This window comes from Jeotgalicoccus meleagridis, from assembly GCF_903994045.1.
Taxonomy (GTDB): Bacteria; Bacillota; Bacilli; order Staphylococcales; family Salinicoccaceae; genus Jeotgalicoccus; species Jeotgalicoccus meleagridis.
Genome location: NZ_CAJEWD010000008.1, coordinates 592,056 through 612,302, shown reverse-complemented (window position 1 = coordinate 612,302; position 20,247 = coordinate 592,056). Strand labels below are relative to the sequence as shown.

Below are 20,247 nucleotides of genomic sequence, written 5' to 3'. Positions count from 1 at the left end.
AATATGACAAAAGCAATTGTGGCCAAAGATGTGGTCAAAAGATACAAACTGTATGACAATTCAAAAGAAAGAATTTTAGACTTGTTTAGTCCAAGTAAAAAGCACGGCAATGATTTTTATGCATTAAATGGTGTATCTTTTGAAGCAGACAAAGGTGATGTTGTTGGCTTTATTGGAATCAATGGTTCAGGTAAATCGACATTATCAAACATCATTGCAGGGATTGTGCCGGAGACTAGTGGAACTGTACAAGTTAATGGCCAACCTTCACTGATTGCAGTTGCAGCTGGACTTAATGATGATTTAACCGGGCGAGATAATATTGAGCTGAAATGTTTAATGCTCGGCTTCACAAGAGAAGAAGTTAAAGAGATGGAGCCAGAGATTATTGAGTTCTCAGAGCTCGAGAACTTTATCGATCAACCAGTAAAATCTTACTCAAGTGGAATGAAATCGAGACTTGGTTTTGCGATTAGTGTTAAGGTAGATCCAGATATTTTAATTATTGATGAAGCATTAAGTGTCGGAGATAGAGCTTTTGCAGATAAAAGTCTTAAAAAGATGATGGAGTTTAAAGAAGAAGGCAAAACGATGATTTTTGTCAGTCATTCTATTGGTCAAATGAAAACTTTTTGTGATAAAATTTTATGGTTAGAATTTGGTCGAGTTAAAGCATATGGAGATGTTCAGGATGTCCTCCCGCTTTATGAAGCTTTCTTAAACAAGTGGCAAAACATGCAAAAGGAAGAAAAAGACCTCTATCGTGAAAAAGTAATGTCACTCGATCCTAAAAAAGTTAAGTATAAGAAAATGGGTAAGGTCATGGTCTTAGATAATGAAGATGCCCTAGAAGCTTCTCATACTTATTCAGTTAGACAAGTGAGTCGTCTGGCACATTTAAAGGCCTATACAAGCTATATCTATCAATCACCGAATAGTGATGAAGGTAAAGAAGATGCACAAACTTTAAAAAATAAAGTTTACTATGTTAAAAGAGAAGCAACTTATCAGTTTGAAAATTATTATTTATTAAGTACAAAACCATCTGGACAAGATGGTGTAATCGGCTGGATAAGAGGGATTGAAACATCATCTCATGTTCTGACTCATGTCGATAATGATCCTAAAGTATTTTATTTACTTGGCAGGGGTTTTGCTTCTACTGACCCTTGGGGTGGCAAAAAACAATACGTCCATGAAAGTCTAGAACATCATGCTGGTTTACTATTTAATGTTTCAGAGACGGTATTAGTAGGGAACAACATTTGGTACTGTGGTCAAATTGATGGCACAGAAAGTCTAGTCTGGATTCATAGTAATAATGTCGTAAGCGACTTAGAAGAACTAGATACAGATTAAAAGAGGTGCTGATTAGCACCTCTTATTTTCTTAATAATATTCTTCTTTAGAAGTGAACATGCCGTCGACCCCAAGGTCGATGAGTGTCTGATACTCAAGGTCGTTTTTAACAGTATACGGGAAGACTTTATAGTTGTATTTTTGACATTCTTCGATAAATTTTTCATCCACTATATTTTTGTTTGGATGGATGCTCACTACATTTAAGCCAGTGCTATTTACGTATTTAGCAGCATTGATTAAAGGGTAGTGAATTAAAAAGCCGAGTTTAAGTTGTGGATTAATTTTCCCAATATTTTCTAGAGCTAGATGATCAAAGGAAGATACTAAGACATTATCAATCGTTCTATATTCAGATATTAAGTCTGCAATTTTCTGTTCAATTCCAATATGTCTTTTAGGTGTATTTTTAATCTCTATATTTAACATGACCGATTGTGGTGTAAGCTCTAGTACTTCTTTTAAAGTAGGGATTCTTTCATCTTTAAATTCGGTAGAGAAAAATGAGCCGATATCTATGTCTTTTAGCTCACTTAAGGTATATTCATTTACTGACTCATTATATTCCTTATTATAACGTGTTAATTTATAGTCGTGAATGACGACAGGTATTTGATCTTTAGATAATTGAACATCAAGTTCAAGTGCTTTTGCACCGCTATTTAAAGCTGTTTTGAAAGCAGCAAGTGTATTTTCTGGGGCAGATGATTCCGCGCCTCTATGAGCGAATATACATAACATGGGACACACTCCAAAGTGAATTTGTTGTCATATTGGTAGTGTAACATTTAATATTAAAAATTATGTAAAGATATTATGTAAAAAGGAGGTTACGACATGAAAGATAACTATAGTAGAGTCACTTTGATGGATATTAATTTTATCAATGTCTCTCGTTATTCATTTTTAAAGAACATAGTTTATCCTGCTATAGAAAAAAATGAAAAATGTTTCATCGTTACAGCAAACCCCGAAGTAGTTATAGAAACAAGAGATGACCCTGACTTTAAAACTATAGTGAAACAAGCTGATTATGTTGTAGCCGATGGAATCGGGGTTGTCAACGCTTCAAAATTTATTAAAGAACCGCTTAAGGAAAGAGTGACTGGTGTCGATCTCATGTATGATCTATTGGCTTATGCTGATCAACATCAAAAAAGAGTCTTTTTCTTAGGAGCGAGTGAGGTAGTCAATCAGAAGGTAGTAGAAATTGTAAAAAAAGACTATCCAGACTTAATCGTTGCGGGTCGTCGAGATGGTTATTTCAACCGTTTTGATCAGAGTGTCACAGATCAAGTGGTAGAATCGAATCCAGACATCGTCTTTGTCGCCTTGGGTGCAAAACGTCAAGAAGGTTGGATTGCTCATAATTTATCAAATTTTGACCATGGGATTTTTCTCGGAGTCGGTGGTAGTTTTGATGTCTTAAGTGGTCGCTTAAAACGGGCACCTCAAATTTGGATCAAATTGCAATTGGAATGGCTATACCGACTACTTAAAGAACCCCACCGTTTGAGAAGAGATATGAAGGTTTTTGAGTTTATGCTCCTACATATTCCTGTTGTAAAATGGTTTATGAAGAAGTTAGGCTTTTCTAAGTCCAAACCAAGAAAATCACGCGATGGTATTAGATAAGATGAAATCGACGAGGAGTTTAAAGATGAAACCGAAAGTCAGTTTATTAATAATTTTTCCTCTTGTATTTTTAACAGCATGTTCAGAAGATAAAGAAACACCTAGAGGTAGTGAAGAAGCTAAAAACATGCTAGAAAGTGGAGAATATAGTGAAAAAGAAAAAGACTCAACTAGTGAAGAAACTGATATATCTAAAGAAAAAAATTCAGATATGACGACCGTTTCTAAAATGGATAAAGATAATAATAAAGAGATTTCTGTTACTTATCCCGAATTTGGACTGCCAAATGTTGACTCAGGTATTCAACAACTGATAGACAAGAAATTAGAAATCTTTAAGAATATAAGTACAGCCAATGAAGATGAAGGTGAAACACCTGTTTTAAACATTAATTTTGAAAAAGACAAAGTGAAAGATCATATATACGCACTCACTTTTAATATAGATAGTCATTACGCTGAAGATTCTCTAAAAGAACGTGAGATTGTCTGGGTTAATAATGACACTGATGAACTATTAGTTGGAGAGGGATTATTTGATGATTCCAGTGAGACAAAAGCACTAGTCTATGAACAGCTGCTTAAAGAAATAGAAAAAGATGACACCTTAAATATATATTTAAGAAAAGATAAGCTTAAAGAGTGGGTCAATGAAAACACCACCTTTGAAGAAGTGGCGATAGAAGATAATCGATTAAACTTTAACTTTGAGGTCGATACTATAGCAGAAACTGCAGCTGGTGAGCCTTCATTTGATATTGATATATCTGAAGCCCGCCATCTAATGCCTGAAAGAGTTCAAGAATTTATAAAATAAGAAGAAGCTCAGAAATCAAAAATAGATTTCTGAGTTTTTTTATGAGCATCTTAAAAGTAAGGAAATACAGATTTCAATTTTGTATGTTTAAACAATGGAGTGTGATAAAATTACTTAAAACTAAAGAACGGGGGTGCCACTTTGACTGGAGAGATGATTTTTGTAGCTGTTGTTATTATTCTCATGCTGGTGGGTCTTTTATTTGAAGTCATTCGAGCTGACTTTTTAATCTTCCTAACTCTAGTTGTCTTTCTCTTAACAGGCGTGATATCAAGTAGTCAAGCGCTGAGTGGTTTCTCTAACGAAGGTATGATCACAGTATTACTATTGTTTATCGTTGCAGGTGCAATTCAAAAACATGGAATCATTGAACTGGTCATATATAGACTGTTAGGACAAGCTAAAAATATTAAATCTTCTATGGCTAAGGTGCTCTTACCTGTGGGCTTATCGTCAGGTTTTTTAAATAATACGCCCATAGTCATTGCCTTAACTCCAATTATTAAAGACTGGGCGATTGATAATGGCTATAGTCCATCGAAATTTTTAATTCCTTTATCATATATGACAATTCTCGGTGGAACGATTACTTTGATAGGGACATCGACAAACCTCGTTGTTCATGGCTTATTGTTAAACAGCGGACTTGAAGGCTTTAGTTTCTTTACCTTAACAGTCATAGGTGTACCGATTACTATAGTAGGATTTCTTTATCTATTAACTGTCGGATATAAACTACTGCCAGAACACCTTGGTGCTAAACAGCAAATTAGTAAAGAGACAAAGGAATTTTTAGCTGAGGTTGTTATTGAGGACAATTTTGAGTATAGAGATACTTCAATTAAAGAGCTCGGGCAAGAAACTTTCGAGGGTATTTATATTATAGAGATTTTACGTGGAGATAAGAGAGTATCTCCAATTAATGGTTTGACTAAGATTAGGGAGGGTGACCATATTATCTTCTCAGGATCTTTAAATACCATTGCTAAAATCCAGAAATATAAAGGAATCAGCTTGAAAACAGGAACAGAGCTCACTTTAGATGATGTGAAAAATGATGATAATCTACTCGTTGAAACTGTCGTTTCTCACAACTCTTCTTTGATTAATAGAACTTTAAAACAAACTAACTTTAAAAATAGATATGATGCAGGGGTTATTGCAATTCATAGAAATAATCAGAGGATTAAAAGTAGGGTGGGGGACATTGTCTTAAAAACAGGAGATACCTTACTACTGATCGCTGACCAAGCTTTTATAGAAAATCATAAGCACTCATCTGATTTTTATGTCGTGAATTCAGTGAATCCACCTGACAATCTCAAGCAAGATATGACCAAGGGATGGATTGGTTTAATCCTCTTAATATCGATGATACTCGTTGTTACACTAGGTTGGTTAACTATGCTCGAGGCAATGTTGATACTCGTTGTCTTACTTGTTGGACTTAGATTTATCAACCCTAATGAAATCGTTAGTTTTATACAGTTCGATGTTATTTTACTCATAGCGAGTGCCTTTGGGGTCGGAGCAGCCATGACAGAATCCGGGCTTGCCCAATATGTTGCGAGTGCTTTAACAGAACTTGCTGCACCACTTGGAATATTAGGTGTCATTGTCATTTTATATATAGTAACAAACATATTTACAGAAATTATCACCAACAGTGCAGCTGCTGTCTTGATGTTCCCGATTGCAATTGAGATGGCTAATGCAATGCAGGTAGACTATATGGGACTGGTTGTAGTTATAGCAATTGCTGCATCAGCAAGTTTTATGACACCAATTGGTTATCAAACAAACTTAATTGTCTATGGACCAGGTGGTTATAAGTTTACAGACTATATTAAAGTCGGTGGACCTCTGTCAGTTCTTGTAATGCTCGTTGCAACATCACTGATATATCTTGTCTGGTTTTAAGTAATGTTTCATAAAAGTTACAGCTGTGTTACAATCTAAAGAGTAAAAAACAAATTCGAGAGGTCTTTCAAATTGAAACAAATACTAACTATAGTATTTGTCATACTTCTGGCGGGTTGTAATTCAGCAGACAGATTAGCAAAATCAGAGAATTTGCCAATTATAACTAAGTCTCATACGACAATTAATCATCTTGTTATTAATTCAGTAGAAGAAGTTGCAAATACGAATACAGTAGATATCAATCAGACAGATAATAAGGCAGAGACTCTACAAGATGTCAGCACACTTTCTAAAAAAGATTTACGAGAAGTCGGTCAAGAATTAAGTGAGCAAAATAATGAAATCATTATGGTGTGGAACGACTTGTTTATCCCAATATATGAAAGTTACTACAATAATTACGATGAAACAGTGATAAGAGAAAATATAAGTGACTTGAATGCTGCCTATAAAGACCTTCAAAAGAAGATTAACAATGTAAGTTTACCTTCTAGTCTGACAGCAGTTGAAAGGACAAAAATCGAAGCGATTAAAGAAGACCTGTCATATGCTATATCTAACCGGCAACTCGCTATTATAGAAATGCAATCAATGATAGCGAAAGCTGATGCGAGTCATTCAGCCTTCATGGAAGTTCATATCTCTAATAGTGATCGATATCTAGAACACGCAAAGACCTTGTGTGATGATTTGAATCTAAATAAAAATGCTTTGGTGACAGCCAAATAAGAAGACTTATGGAGATCCATAAGTCTTTTTATGTTTTAAAAAATCATATAGGGGAAATAATATATTAGAAAAAAATTTAGTGGAGGAATGAATAATGTCTAAAAAAGTTGCAGTAATTATGACAGATTTAGTGGAAGATATCGAATATACTAGCCCTAAAGAAGCTATGGAGGCTGAAGGTCACGAAGTAGTTGTAATTTCACCAGATGGTTCAACTGTTGAAGGTAAAAAAGGTGGTAAATTTGAAGCGGACTATTCCATTGGAGATGTTTCAGCTGATGACTATGACGCATTATTAATTCCTGGTGGATTTTCACCTGATGGATTAAGAGGAGACAGTGAAGATCGATTTGCAAAATTTTCACGTCATTTCCTAGAAGCTGATAAACCAGTATTTGCAATATGTCATGGGCCACAATTATTAGTAGATACTGATCTTCTAAAAGATAGACATGTCACTAGTGTTAAAAACGTAAAAAATGATTTAATTAATGCTGGTGCTAATTGGGATGATAAAGCATTAGAAGTTTGCGGAAACCTAGTAACTAGCCGCACACCAAAAGATTTAGATGAGTTTAATGGAGAAATTAAACGTCAATTAGCTTAAAGTAAAAAAGACTGCAGTAGTCTTCTGCAGTCTTTTCTTATTGGACAGTAATGGTTCTAGCAACCGCTGAAGGGTTACCGAATATATCGAATACAGCATAGGCTATAGTGTATTCACCAGGTGTCTGATTGTCGACTTCACCTGACACATAGACTTGATTAGAGATATCTGTTCCATCAAGGTCTGTCACACTGACACCGTCTTTTGCTTCGAAGTTCTCACCAACACTGATAGTTAAATCTTCAACACCTGTAAACTCAACTTCACTAGTTTCAGTGCTGGAAGATTTTTTATCTTGTGAAGCTGACGTTTTAGGAATGCTTGGTATTGGACTACTTTCACTGTCTGATACAGTGACAACTCTCACATAAGAATAGTAGCCGCCCTTGGAGTTCTCAACACGATATGTAACATTATATGAACCATTGACTGAAGTATCGACTGTATTTTCAGTCACTTCTATCTCATCGGTTAGGTCTCCATCGGTTGAGTCTACAGCATAGACACCAGCGAGTGGATCGAAATCCTCTCCATTTTTAACGTTGATATTCTCAACATTTTTTATAGCAGGTAAGTTTCCTGAATGACTATTGATCTCTTCTTCCATGGTTGGTCCTGTGTAGTTCTCTTGGCTTTGACTTTCTGTTACGGTTTGACTATCTTCACTTATATAAGTAGCAGCCGCTGGAGCCAGAGGTAAGATACCGACCATAAATTTAATTAGAGTCTCTGAATTCACGAGACACACCTCCAAAAATATCGACAAGATTTACTTAAATTTTAGCACAAGCTTATCATACAACCAAGAATAAGATAGAAGGAGAACGCATATGGAGTGGATTTTACTTGTAATAGGATTTTTATTATTAATTAAAGGTGCTGATTTCTTCGTTGATGGCGCCTCTTCAATGGCTGAAAAACTAAATGTATCTCCAATGGTAGTTGGTCTGACTATAGTCGCTTTTGGTACTAGTGCACCAGAAGCTGTTGTCAGTATCATTGCTGCCTTAGATGGTAATGGGGACATGGTGCTCGGTAATATAATTGGAAGTAACATTGTTAATATTACTTTACTTCTTGGTATTACTGCCATGGTTTCAACCTTAGTCATTGAAAGACAGACTCGTACTAGAGAATTACCATATTCATTAATTGCAGCTGGACTCTTATTGATATTGATGTCTGATGCGATTCTATTTTCCAGTCCAACAAATGTTGTAGGTAGAGTCGATGGGATTATTCTTTTAGCTGGTATAGTATTGTTTATCTTTTATATTCTAATTAAGACAAAGCGTTCTAAACATTTAAAAGAAGCACGTAGTGAAGAAGATAGCCAGAATATGTCTTGGCCAAAAAGTATCGTGTTATTTACCCTTGGATTACTAGGTATTATTTTTGGTGGGGAAATGGTTGTTTCCAATGCTTCATCAATAGCAATTAGTCTTGGTATGAGTCAAGCACTTGTTGGTTTAACGATTGTAGCAATTGGTACATCACTACCTGAACTTGTCACGTCGATTACCGCAGCCTTAAAAGGTGAGGCATCTATAGCAATAGGTAACATTGTCGGAAGTAATATTTTCAACATTTTCTTCGTAGCAGGACTCTCTGCGACAATCGAACCTTTAAATGTTAGTGGCAACTTCCTCGTCGATGGTTGGATCCTTATAGGCGCAACAGTTTTACTGTTAGTTTTAGCCTTGTGGAGAAAAAAACTTACCAAAATCGAAGGTGTCATTTTAATAGTATTCTATGCAGTTTATCTCGTATATATTATTTTAAGAGGGTAAAATCTTGGTGCAGAGAGAAACTCTTAGATTGTGTCATAAAGAAAAAGAGCCAAATCAGATCTCTACATTACAATGTAGTCACTAGACAAACATTGATAAGAGAGAGATGATTTGGCTCAATTAATTTTTTACATAGATTTGTCTATTCGACATCATTTTTGACACGCTCAATAGACTTTTCAGAGCTTTTTAAATAAGGAGCTGGGACATATGCCCCAGCTCCTATCCATTTATTTTTCTTATTCTAAGCCGTTATGCCACTTTGCAGCTAATAGTGTGTTATTTAAGACCATTGTAATTGTTAATGGACCTACACCACCAGGAACTGGTGTAATGTAGCTTGCTACTTCTTTAGCACTTTCAAAATCAACATCACCAACGAGCTTGTCATCAACGACTGTGTTACCAACGTCGATTACAATCGCACCTTCTTTAAGGTCTTTACCAGAAATTAATCCTGGTTTACCAACTGCACTTACGACGACGTCAAAGTCTTTTAATTGGCTAACCATATCTTTAGTACGTGAGTGCATCAATGTTACAGTTGCGTTTTCATTAGTTAGTAATTTAGCAACGGGTTGTCCAACGATGTGTGAACGACCGACTACTGCTACAGTCTTACCTTCTAGTGACCCTGTGTGTTTTAATAATTCCATAATTCCAAGTGGCGTACATGGTACAAATGTACGTTGACCAGTATATAATCTACCAATGTTAACTGGGCTAAATCCATCCACATCTTTATGTGGTGCAATAGCTTCTAATACTTTATTTTCATCGATTTGTTTAGGTAGTGGTACTTGAACTAAAATTCCACTAACCTTATCATCGTGATTTAATTCGTCAATCTTAGCTAGTAGATCTTCTTCAGATGTATCTTCGTCTAAGTGAACGATATCTGATGCCATGCCAATTTTTTCAGCTGCCTTATTTTTCGAGCGAACATAACTCAATGAGGCACCGTCATTTCCTACTATAACAACAGTAAGGTTTGGTACAATACCTTGTGATTTTAATTTTTCTACTTCTTCTTGTAATCCTGCGCGATAATCTTTAGCGATTTCGCGACCATTCAATAATTCTGCAGTCATTAATTAAATCCTCCCTTAAAGTTTCTCAATTACATTATCTCTAAGTTCATAAGAAAAAGCTATGAAAATAGTTGATGTTTTCCGTCAAGAAATTAGTAGTCGATAAAAAATTAAGATATACTGATGTTAAGTTCATATTACAAATGTGTAACAGTATTGAAAGGGGAATCACTATGAACGTTGCAGTTATTGGCAAAGGTGGAAGAGAGCATGCCCTTGTCAAAATGTTAGCAAAATCAAAAAGTGTAGATAATATCTATGCTATACCTGGGAATGCAGGGATGAAGGATATATGCGAGGTCATGTACCGAGTATCAGAAAAAGATTTTGATGCAATCGCCGGAATTTGCATAGAAAGACAAGTGGACTGGGTCATAATTGGGGATGCTGAGCCGTTATCACTTGGACTTGCAGACTTTTTAATCGATGAACACGGGTTAACAGTTTTTGGACCAAGAAAAAAAGAAGCTCAAATGGAAACAAGCAAGAGCTTCACAAAAAATTTACTTAAAAAATATAATATACCAACAGCAGATTTTAAGGTTTTTACAGATTTAGCTGAAGCGAAATCTTATATAGAGCATGCAAATCCACCTTATGTCATTAAAAAAGATGGTTTAAGTGAAGGGAAGGGTGTTGTGGTTGTTAATTCCAAAGAACAAGCTCTAAAAGCGCTTGATAATCTTTATGAAGCTGATGATCATGACGATAGCAAGATGAAGCCGCTTATCTTTGAAGAGTTTTTAGATGGTGAAGAGTTTTCACTCATGGTCTTAGTCAATGAAGATTACTCACATACTTTTGAATTAATCGCACAAGATCATAAGAGTGCTTTTGGTAAAAATGAAGGACCAAATACTGGTGGAATGGGTGCATATGCGCCGGTCACACACATCAGTGAGTCAATTAGACTTGAGACAATAGAGAAGATTATAAAACCGACTGTGTCAGCTATGGTCGAAGAGGATTTAAATTACTTCGGTGTTTTATACTTAGGTGCCATGATTACTGAAGATGGTGTTAAGGTTCTTGAGTACAATGCTAGATTTGGAGATCCTGAAGCTCAAGTATTATTTTCTATGATTGAATCTGATTTTGCTTGTTTACTAGAAGATGTTAAAGCCAAAAAACCAATTAATATCGATTGGAAAGCTGGCTATACTGTGGGTGTAATGTTGGCAACTGCTGGTTACCCATACGAATATAAAGCAGGCATCCGAATTGACTTTGACGACAATATTATGGAGAAATCTTACATCTCAGGTATTCGTCAAACAGAAGATGGTGATTATATATCAGCGGGCGGCCGTATCATGTTAGTGACTGGGAGTGGAAAAACCATTTCTGAAGCCTTAAGTTCAGCCTATAGAACGATTGAAGAAATAACTTTTGATGAAAAAGATGTATTCTATAGACAGGATATTGCTCACAGAGCAATTTTAATCAAATAAAAAAAGCGGCGATAAGTATTTATCGTCGCTTTTTACATGAGTTGAAGCATCAAAAATGATATAATAATGCCTTGTCATGTTTGCTTTTCAATTTTATGTTCTATGTCTATTGAATATCATTTATATTATTATCTGTTACTGTTAGATATCCTTTTTAAACAATGTTTAAACATAAAATGATGAGAAATGAAATTTTATTTATTATTTTATATACTAGTTACGATAGAGGTGACAATATGTTAACAAAACTGAAGAATTCTACTGAGGTTATAATAAGTATATTGCTTGGGCTTTTCTTTATTATTTTAGGTCTTTTTATATTATTTAATACCAATGCAATTAGAAACGAAGAAATACCCGTTTCAGAAGATAAGATTGATACTATCCTCGATTTAATTAATGCTTTTTTTGTTGAGGTATCCAATATGCTGTCCATGATGATTGGTGGATTTCCGATTGTCGGCGGTATTTTAATGCTGCTCTTCGGATTAGGCATGTTTAAAATCGCTTCTTGGATAAGAACGACAACTAAATATGATGTTCCTTTAACCTTTTTCTTTTTAGGTCTATCTTTAGTTTTATTTATAGTGACCACTATATTAATGACGTCTGTGTATGGTAATTGGGCCTTCTTATTTCTTTTTGCCTTTATCATTCACTGGCTCTACAGTATTTTTAAAGAGTATCTAAACGATAAACACCGTAAAGAACATTATATGATCATCCTATTTTTCTACGGACTAGCTTATTTCTTTACTCAGAACTCAGTTTATTCAAGCATTGAAAGAACGATTACGCCGACAGATGTTTTATCAGTCAACTTATTTTTAGCAATAGTATGGATATCATCGTATATGTCGCTTTGGGTTGGAGTGTTTTTATTAAAAGCAAATAACTTACTTAAAAAACCAGTGACTGATGATGGTGAAGTACTTTCTCGTTTAAATAAAAAGAGGAAAACCATCGACACTAGTAAATTAGATAAGTATCTCGGATTTTCTGAAAAGTTATATAATTTTAGAAATAAAGTCATTGATAAAGTGAAAAACTTTTTTGAGATTGACTTACCAAGTTGGTTTAAAGTATCTTATCTTGAACTAATTTTAGGGATACTGGCATTATTTTTTATCTTTTTAGAATTTAATAATCGTAATGGTGTATTTGTAGAGGGCTATTTTAAACTGAGCGATATGCAGACGATCTATGAATGGGTCAATCTATTTATAGCGCTTCTTTTAGCAGTACTGTACATTTATTTTACAGTCATGGTTTTATTCAGAAAAACTCACTATCATAGACAAATGATTATCATTTTTGCCCTGTGGCTATATGTCACTGTCAGCTTGTATATCACTTTGTTTAAAGATGTTGAGTTGTCACTTTTCATCCTACCGTTCAATATATTTTTAGTCGGAGTGCTTACACCACTGTTATTAATAAGTATCTTTAAGGAATTTAAAGGGGCTAATAGAAATGAAAAAGATCGAAAAGTATGATTATCAAGGTAGAGTGGATAACGAGAGTATAAAGGAAAGGTTTCATCAAGTCGTTAAAGACTATAACGATGAAAAAAATGTTCCAGTCATAGTAGGTTTTTCTTCTGAAGAAGGTGTTAGACGAAATAAGGGGAGACTCGGGGCAAGTAAAGGACCGTTTAAAGTGAGAGAAAAACTTGCTTCATATGCTTATGATTCGGACATCTATGACTCAGGAACAGTTATAGGGGATGCAGATTTAAAAGAAAGTCAAAGCGCTCTAGGTCAAATACTTGAACCAATCTATCTTAACGGTGCAACACCAATAATTATTGGCGGTGGCCATGAGACTTTTTACGGACACTATCTTGGCGCGAGAACTGCTTTTAAAGGGAATATTGCACTGTTAAATTTTGACGCGCATTTTGATTTAAGAGATGAAAGACCATCATCAGGTACGATGTTTCATCAAATTTTATCTGAAGATAAAGATGCAGACTACTTTGTTTTAGGTATACAGCCACAAGGAAATACCAAGACACTGTTTGAAACTGCTGATCACTTTGGAGTTAAATACTACACAATTGATCAAGTGAGAGAAGCATCAGTTATAGAAGAGGTTTATCAGAAACTAAAATCATACGATAGTGTCATTATGACACTTTGCATGGACTCCGTTCTAGAAGCTTCAGCACCTGGAGTGAGTGCGCCGAGTCCAAACGGCTACACTCCAGAAGAAATCCATCGCTTAGTAAAGACTTTTGCGACTTTAGAGAATTTAAGAAGCTTTGATATATCAGAAGTATCTCCACCATTAGACATTGGTGATAGAACTAGTGCCTTAGCGGCAAGTATCATTCACAAATTTTTATCTGTAATCAAGGAATAATAAGTTAAAACTTATCAAAATGGGTATAGTATCTAGATAGTAATTTTTAAAGGAGTAGATATTATGTCTGAAGAACTAACTTATTCACAAATAGAAGAACGTAAAGAAGAGGCCTTAGAACTAGTAAAATCAAAAGCTAAGTACTCAGCTCTTGCAGCAGCCTTACCAATTCCACTACTAGACGTTGGTACGGATATGAAAATGATGAACGAAATTACAGATGAAATCGAAGAGATTTTTGGTGTGAGTCATGATGAAGTGACCAAATACAGTGATGATATGAAAACACGTGCTGCAGTTATGATTTCAAGTGTAGCTGGTGAATTTGCTGCTAGAAAGTCTATTGGATTTGTCGTGAATAAAATAGGCAAAAAACAAAGAAGTTCAAGTGGTAAGTTCGGAATCATACCAATTGCAACACAAGGAACAACAGCTTTAGTATCTTATTTCCTAATGAAAAAACTTGGTGAAGACCATATTGCTAAGTGTGTCGACTACTTAAATTCAAAAATTGTTGACACTTCCATGCAAGAATCATAAAAATGTTGTAAAATAAGTGTAATATATCAAAAAATTCACACTTAAAAGGAGTAACCACAATGCAGAGTAAGTCATTTTTAATTATAGATGAGACGGGAATTCATGCCCGACCAGCTACAATCTTAGTACAGACAGCTACAAAATTTGAGTCTGATATTGAACTCGAGTACAACAGTAAGAAAGTTAATTTAAAATCAATTATGGGCGTTATGTCTCTAGGTGTTGGTAAAGGAGCAGAAGTGACAATTTACGCTGACGGTAAAGATGAAGAAGATGCGCTTACAGCAATTTCAGAAACTTTATCTAGTGAAGGACTGACTGAATAATGCCAGAAATCATTACAGGTAAAAACTTGAGTGAAGGAATTGGCTTTGGTAGTGTGATTATTTCCGAGCAGGCAGAGATTAATATTTCAGATGAAAAAATAGAATCTAGCCAAATTAAAAATGAAATAAAATCATTCAAAGATAGTATCCAAAAAGCTCACATCCAACTAAGAAAGCTGAGAGATAATGTCGGCGAACATCTTGACGAAGATAGTGCTGCTATTTTTGATGCGCATATTATGATGTTAGATGATCCGGGTTTTAATAAATTAATCGTTGAACATATAGAAAATCTTCAAAAGGCAGAATTTGCTATTAAATTAGCAGGAGAAGAATATGTTAGCCAGTTTGAGACTCTAAGTTCAGATTATATGAGAGCCCGAGCTTTAGACATTAAAGATGTTAGTCAACGTCTAATCGCTAATATTCAAGGCATTGAATTAACAGATTTTCAAAATACGGATGAACCTGTAATTGTTGTTGCTGAAGAGTTAACACCTTCCGCATCAGCTCAATTAGATACAAAATACGTCAATGGAATTATTACTGCTAAAGGCGGTTCAACGAGTCATGCAGCGATTATTGCTAGAAGTTTAAACATTCCACTCGTCTCAGAAATAGATAATATTTTAGAAAAGGTAACACCAGGAGATAATTTAATCGTAGATGGTTTTTCTGGAGATGTTATCTTACAACCTACCGAGGTTGAAATGGCTGCCTATAGTGAAAAAGAAAAGATGAAAAAAGAGAGACAGAACGAGTTAAAAGAGTGGATTGGCCAAGAAACTAAAACGATTGATGGTATTAAGATTAACTTGTTTGCAAATATTAAAGGGCCAGAAGACGTCAATGATTTTCTAAATAATGACGCTGAAGGTGTAGGGCTTTATCGTACAGAGTTCTTGTATATGAACCGTATGAACTTGCCCTCAGAAGAAGAGCAGTTCCAAGCGTATAAAACTGTTTTAGAAGCGGCTAAGGATAAACCTGTTATTATTAGAACCTTAGATATTGGTGGAGACAAGGAATTATCTTATTTAAACTTACCTAAAGAATCAAATCCATTTTTAGGGGAACGCTCGATTCGATTCTTACTAAAAAATGAAGAATTGTTTAGAACACAACTCCGCGCTTTGGTTAGAGCAAGCCAACATGGTAACTTAAAAGTGATGTTCCCAATGATTACTACGCTCGATGAATTTAATCGTGCTAAGGCTTTACTCATAGAAGAAAAGGAAAGATTTGAAGCAGAAATTAAAGAGAAGCTTGAGGAGATTTCTACTGGAATTATGGTAGAAACACCTTCTGCTGCTATAATATCTGATCAACTTGCAAAATATGCAGATTTCTTTTCGATTGGATCTAACGATTTAATTCAATACACTATGGCTGCAGATCGTTTGAATAGTCAAGTGAGTGATCTATATCAACCGTATCACCCGAGTGTCTTAAACTTAATAAACAAAGTGATAGATAGTGGGCAAAAGAATAACAAATGGGTTGGTATATGTGGAGAGATGGCCTGTGACGAAAAATCAATTGCCTTATTAATTGGTTTTGGAATAGATGAGCTGTCAGTAACTTCTAAAAAGGTATTACAAACCAGAGATTATGTTTCTAAGATAAAAAAGACAGATATGGAACATCTTGCTGAAGCTGCCTTACAAGTAGACAGCGGAGAAGATGTCGTGTATTTAATCGAAGAATATTTAAACTTAACTTAAAATTAAATATTATAGTATAAACTGGACATGCAGAGAATTTCTGCATGTTTTTTTTACAATATTTTATAGAGGTGTGTTATGACGGATAAAAGTAGAAAACCACTAGCCTTATTTTTGTCTTTACCAGTCCTTGCTTGGGCACTTTACGACTTCAGTAACACTATATTTTCAGCTAACATTGTGACCTTGTTTTTTCCTCAATATATTACAGAAATTATAGGAACAGATGCAAGATTAGAACAGATTTCATCAACAATTATTGCATACGCTAACGCTTTTTCAGCTATTTTACTTATTATTTTTTCTCCCTTGTTTGGTGTTTTAATGGATCGAACTGGTAAGAAAGTTAAATACATCATCATATTCACTATATTGACAGTTATTCTGTCTATAGGAATGGGGATTTTTGGTGGGGTCAATAGTTCAACAATTTTTGGTATTCCAAATGGATTATTCATCACCATCCTATTCTTTGTCTTTGCTAAGTTTACTTATGGTTCAGGCAATATATTTTATGATGGTATGCTATCTTCCTTAGGAAATAAAAAAGAAGTACCTTTAATTTCAGGGTTTGGAGTAGCGCTTGGTTATTTAGGAACGCTGTTTGGAATTTTTTCTGTACTATTGATCGTTGGTGAGGCGCCGATTCATAATGCATTTTGGTTGAGTGGGCTGCTCTTCTTACTATTTTCACTGCCTATTTTTATCATAAATAAAGATCCAGTTAAAAAGAAAACTAGAAAAACATCATTTTTATCTGGCTACAAGGAAGTATATCAATCATTCTTAGAGGCAAAGAACCATCCATCAATATTTTATTTTATGATTGCTTACTTTTTTATCAATGATGCACTCGCCACAGCGATTGCTATGATGCAACCTTATGCGACAACCGTGGTTGGCTTTGAAGCTTCACAATTCTTGATTGTGTTTATGGTAGCCACACTATTTTCTATAATAGGTGCTTTTGTTTTTGGTTTTATCAACCAGAAATATGGTTCAAAACCTACTTTTAGTTTAATCGGACTCGTCTTGGCAATCGCCATTACAATCGCTGCATTACCATTACCAATGTGGACCTTCTGGTTAGCGGCGAGTTTATTTGGAGTCGCCATGGGTTCTGTATGGGTGGTTTCAAGAACGATTATTATCGAACTTGCTCCAGAAGGACATGAAGGACAATTCTTTGGATTATTTGCTTTTTCAGCAAAGATGAGTGCTATTGTTGGACCATTCATTTACGGAAGTATTACGCTTGTCTTAGCAGACTTTGGCACGATCGCTTCAAGAATTGCAATCACAAGTCTCTTGGTTATGGTTGTAATCGGCCTGTATTTCCACTCGCGAGTGAAAATTTCTACTGAACAGACATAAATATGTTAAAATTTTCACAAATATGTCATTCTTTCTTTTTGCATGCCATTTAAATCAACAGGGTAATAGTATTATAATTGGGATTATGAATACGGGGTGAAAAAAATGGATGAGGCTCTAATTGGACGTACACTGACAGGTTTAACACTCAGCTTTCATATTATATTTGCAACTATCGGTGTAGGAGTTCCAATCATATTTATGGTGTTAGAGTTTTTAGGAATTAAAAAACAAGACGCACACTATTTAACCATGGCTCGAAGAATTGCTAAGGGCTATACGGTTACGGTTGCTGTTGGGGTAGTAACAGGAACTATTATTGGTCTGCAACTATCTCTAATCTGGCCTGATTTTATGAGATTAGGTGGTCAGATCATTGCTCTACCATTGTTTATGGAAACTTTCGCCTTCTTCTTTGAAGCGATTTTCCTAGGTATCTATTTATATACATGGGATCGATTTAAAAATCAGTTCAACCACTGGTTATTGACGATTCCAATTGTTATAGGGTCAACCTTATCAGCTGTCTTTATTACAACTGTTAACTCATTTATGAATACACCAGCAGGTTTTGATTTTGTAGATGGTGAATTTTTAAATATTGATCCAGTCGCAGCAATGCTAAATCCATCAACGTGGGTTAGAGTATTCCATGTTGTGGTGACTGCTTATATGACGATTGCTTTCTTAATGGCAACTATTTCAGCAGTAAAATTATTACGCGTCAAATTTGTCGAAGATAAAGAGTACCATAAAAAAGGCTTGAAGGTGATGATGTCAATTGGTGTCATCACAGCATTGTTAACCTTATTAGCTGGTGACTTCTCTGCTAAATTCTTACACGAAGAACAACCAGAAAAATTAGCTGCTTTTGAATGGCACTTTGAAACAGAGGACCGTGCTGACCTTGTCTTATTTGGAATCTTAGATGAAGAGACCCAAGAAGTGAAATATGAATTACGTATCCCTTGGGTGCTGAGTATTTTAGCTGGTAATTCTGTAGACACTGAAGTAACTGGGCTAAATGATATTCCAGAGGATGAACGGCCACCACTGATTATCCATTACTTCTTTGATTTAATGGTCTTCTTTGGTACTTATGCTCTAGGCGTTTCAATCGTTTATTTCCTAGCTAAGCTGACTAAGAAATGGACGAAAATTAATGAGCACCATCCGATTTTATTATATTTATATGCTCTAACTGGACCTTTATCATTCCTTGCAATTGAGGCAGGATGGTTCTTAGCAGAAATGGGACGTCAGCCTTGGATTGTAAGAGGTTATATGAGAGTGTCTGACGCAGTTACACAGGCTGATGGTCTAGGCATTACCTTGATTCTATTCGCTATACTTTATGCAGTTTTAGGTGTGACATGTATATATGTTTTAGTTAAAATGTTCAAAGATAAATCTGCAGAAGAAGAGAAAATCTCTTGGTATGGTGAAAGTGGAATTAAAGCTGAAGATGGAAGTGGAGGTCGATTATTACCATGACTTTAGATTACGAGATTATTGGTATTACGGTGCTCTGGAGCTTCTTATATCTTTACGTGATTATCGCTTCAATTGATTTTGGAGCTGGATTCTTTAACTTCTATTCGAAGTTAACTGGTGACGATAATATTATCAGTCCAATTATTTCTAGATATTTAAATCCTGTCTGGGAAACAACCAACGTCTTCTTTGTTTTCTTCTTCGTTGGAATTGTTGGTTTTTATCCTGATACAGCTTATTATTTAGGAACAACACTCTTATTACCAGGTTCAATCGCTTTGATTTTACTATCAATTCGCGGAGCCTATTACGCTTTCAACTCTTATAATACTGAAAGAAAATTGACCTGGGATGCACTTTACGGAATTACAGGACTGTTAATTCCAGCATCCCTATCTATTGCACTGGTTATTTCTGAAGGTGGCTATATAAAAGAAACTGCCGAAGGTATTGATTTAATGGTCGATGAATTACTATTTTCTACCTATGGATGGTCAGTGGTATTCTTAGCCATTATTTCAGTCTTATATATTTCCAGTGGATTTCTAACATTCTATGCTGCTAAAGCAGAAGATAAAAAAGCAACTGATTTAACACGCACATGGTATTTGATATGGACACTTCCAACTTTAGTCATTACACAATTTGTATTTTTAGGACTAAGGGATCATAATCCAGTTCACTTTGAAAATGCACAAAACTACTGGTATTTATTTGGTTTAAGTTTACTTGCGATGTTAATTGCTGTGTATTTGATCTATAGACGTAGAAATTATGGAACTGCTTTTGTAATGATTATGTTGCAATATGGCTTTGCATTTTTCGGATACGGTATCAGTAAGCTCCCTTACATTGTTTATCCGTATATAGACATCAGTACTTCCATTGTTAATGAAAATATGGCTTTTGCATTGACAATTGTTTTCGCCTTAGGTTTACTATTATTAATTCCTAGTATCGTGTTATTAGCGAGATTATTCTTATTTGATAAGGATTATGTTAAAGGAAATAAAAAATATTAGT

The 20,247-nt window shown here is 35.0% G+C and carries 19 protein-coding genes; 16 read left to right on the top strand and 3 right to left on the bottom strand.

Annotated features, from left to right (window positions below):
• Nucleotides 1-3 precede the first annotated feature (3 nt).
• Nucleotides 4-1,359 (top strand): teichoic acids export ABC transporter ATP-binding subunit TagH, encoded by a 1,356-nt coding sequence (gene tagH, locus JEOSCH030_RS10920; protein ID WP_185126238.1) that lies wholly within the window; start codon nt 4-6, stop codon nt 1,357-1,359.
• Between the two features lie 30 nt (nt 1,360-1,389).
• Here tagH and JEOSCH030_RS08655 read toward each other — a convergent pair whose 3' ends face one another.
• Nucleotides 1,390-2,100 carry a glycerophosphodiester phosphodiesterase gene (locus JEOSCH030_RS08655; protein WP_185126236.1) on the bottom strand — a complete coding sequence of 237 codons (711 nt, stop codon included), beginning with the start codon at nt 2,098-2,100 and terminating at the stop codon, nt 1,390-1,392.
• A gap of 96 nt (nt 2,101-2,196) precedes the next feature.
• On the opposite strand from JEOSCH030_RS08655, the gene JEOSCH030_RS08650 reads away from it, so the two are divergent.
• The 5 genes from JEOSCH030_RS08650 to JEOSCH030_RS08630 all read left to right on the top strand — a co-directional run bounded on the left by JEOSCH030_RS08650 (nt 2,197) and on the right by JEOSCH030_RS08630 (nt 7,070).
• Entirely contained in the window at nt 2,197-2,994 is a 798-nt protein-coding gene (locus tag JEOSCH030_RS08650; protein WP_185126235.1) for a WecB/TagA/CpsF family glycosyltransferase, read from the top strand.
• Nucleotides 2,995-3,019: 25 nt separating this feature from the next.
• The gene (locus JEOSCH030_RS08645) at nt 3,020-3,811 is read left to right on the top strand and encodes a DUF3298 domain-containing protein (RefSeq protein ID WP_185126233.1); all 792 of its coding nucleotides are present in this window, start codon (nt 3,020-3,022) and stop codon (nt 3,809-3,811) included.
• Nucleotides 3,812-3,952: 141 nt separating this feature from the next.
• Nucleotides 3,953-5,731, top strand: coding sequence for an SLC13 family permease (locus JEOSCH030_RS08640; RefSeq protein WP_185126232.1), 1,779 nt, complete (start codon nt 3,953-3,955; stop codon nt 5,729-5,731).
• Between the two features lie 72 nt (nt 5,732-5,803).
• A complete protein-coding gene (locus JEOSCH030_RS08635; RefSeq protein WP_185126230.1) occupies nt 5,804-6,463 on the top strand; it encodes a hypothetical protein in 660 nt (219 codons plus the stop codon).
• A 94-nt stretch (nt 6,464-6,557) separates the two neighbouring features.
• A complete protein-coding gene (locus JEOSCH030_RS08630; RefSeq protein WP_185126228.1) occupies nt 6,558-7,070 on the top strand; it encodes a type 1 glutamine amidotransferase domain-containing protein in 513 nt (170 codons plus the stop codon).
• A 37-nt stretch (nt 7,071-7,107) separates the two neighbouring features.
• Here the strand turns inward: JEOSCH030_RS08630 and JEOSCH030_RS08625 are convergent, their stop codons facing one another.
• A complete protein-coding gene (locus JEOSCH030_RS08625; protein ID WP_185126227.1) occupies nt 7,108-7,809 on the bottom strand; it encodes an immunoglobulin-like domain-containing protein in 702 nt (233 codons plus the stop codon).
• A 91-nt stretch (nt 7,810-7,900) separates the two neighbouring features.
• Here JEOSCH030_RS08625 and JEOSCH030_RS08620 point away from each other — a divergent pair, with 91 nt between their 5' ends.
• The gene (locus tag JEOSCH030_RS08620) at nt 7,901-8,860 is read left to right on the top strand and encodes a calcium/sodium antiporter (RefSeq protein WP_185126225.1); all 960 of its coding nucleotides are present in this window, start codon (nt 7,901-7,903) and stop codon (nt 8,858-8,860) included.
• A gap of 239 nt (nt 8,861-9,099) precedes the next feature.
• Here the strand turns inward: JEOSCH030_RS08620 and folD are convergent, their stop codons facing one another.
• Nucleotides 9,100-9,951 carry a bifunctional methylenetetrahydrofolate dehydrogenase/methenyltetrahydrofolate cyclohydrolase FolD gene (gene folD, locus JEOSCH030_RS08615; RefSeq protein WP_185126223.1) on the bottom strand — a complete coding sequence of 284 codons (852 nt, stop codon included), beginning with the start codon at nt 9,949-9,951 and terminating at the stop codon, nt 9,100-9,102.
• 173 nt (nt 9,952-10,124) lie between these two features.
• Here folD and purD point away from each other — a divergent pair, with 173 nt between their 5' ends.
• The 9 genes from purD to JEOSCH030_RS08570 all read left to right on the top strand — a co-directional run bounded on the left by purD (nt 10,125) and on the right by JEOSCH030_RS08570 (nt 20,246).
• On the top strand, nt 10,125-11,402 hold the full coding sequence (gene purD / locus JEOSCH030_RS08610; RefSeq protein ID WP_185126221.1) for a phosphoribosylamine--glycine ligase: 1,278 nt from the start codon (nt 10,125-10,127) through the stop codon (nt 11,400-11,402).
• Nucleotides 11,403-11,638: 236 nt separating this feature from the next.
• Entirely contained in the window at nt 11,639-12,898 is a 1,260-nt protein-coding gene (gene auxA / locus JEOSCH030_RS08605; protein WP_185126220.1) for a lipoteichoic acid stability factor AuxA, read from the top strand.
• Complete coding sequence (locus JEOSCH030_RS08600; protein WP_185126218.1) at nt 12,876-13,766, top strand: formimidoylglutamase; 891 nt, start codon at nt 12,876-12,878, stop codon at nt 13,764-13,766. The genes auxA and JEOSCH030_RS08600 overlap by 23 nt, the downstream gene beginning before the upstream one ends.
• A gap of 63 nt (nt 13,767-13,829) precedes the next feature.
• Nucleotides 13,830-14,306 carry a YcjF family protein gene (locus tag JEOSCH030_RS08595; RefSeq protein ID WP_235962262.1) on the top strand — a complete coding sequence of 159 codons (477 nt, stop codon included), beginning with the start codon at nt 13,830-13,832 and terminating at the stop codon, nt 14,304-14,306.
• Nucleotides 14,307-14,365: 59 nt separating this feature from the next.
• A complete protein-coding gene (locus JEOSCH030_RS08590; protein ID WP_185126217.1) occupies nt 14,366-14,632 on the top strand; it encodes a phosphocarrier protein HPr in 267 nt (88 codons plus the stop codon).
• Nucleotides 14,632-16,356: a phosphoenolpyruvate--protein phosphotransferase gene (gene ptsP / locus JEOSCH030_RS08585; protein ID WP_185126215.1), complete on the top strand. Its 1,725-nt coding sequence runs from the start codon at nt 14,632-14,634 to the stop codon at nt 16,354-16,356. The genes JEOSCH030_RS08590 and ptsP overlap by 1 nt, the downstream gene beginning before the upstream one ends.
• A 78-nt stretch (nt 16,357-16,434) precedes the next feature.
• Nucleotides 16,435-17,730 carry an MFS transporter gene (locus JEOSCH030_RS08580; protein WP_185126213.1) on the top strand — a complete coding sequence of 432 codons (1,296 nt, stop codon included), beginning with the start codon at nt 16,435-16,437 and terminating at the stop codon, nt 17,728-17,730.
• A 105-nt stretch (nt 17,731-17,835) separates the two neighbouring features.
• The gene (locus JEOSCH030_RS08575; RefSeq protein ID WP_185126211.1) at nt 17,836-19,224 is read left to right on the top strand and encodes a cytochrome ubiquinol oxidase subunit I; all 1,389 of its coding nucleotides are present in this window, start codon (nt 17,836-17,838) and stop codon (nt 19,222-19,224) included.
• Nucleotides 19,221-20,246, top strand: a complete 1,026-nt coding sequence (locus JEOSCH030_RS08570) for a cytochrome d ubiquinol oxidase subunit II (RefSeq protein WP_185126209.1) — start codon at nt 19,221-19,223, stop codon at nt 20,244-20,246. Before JEOSCH030_RS08575 ends, JEOSCH030_RS08570 begins: the two co-directional genes overlap by 4 nt.
• Nucleotide 20,247 lies beyond the last annotated feature (1 nt).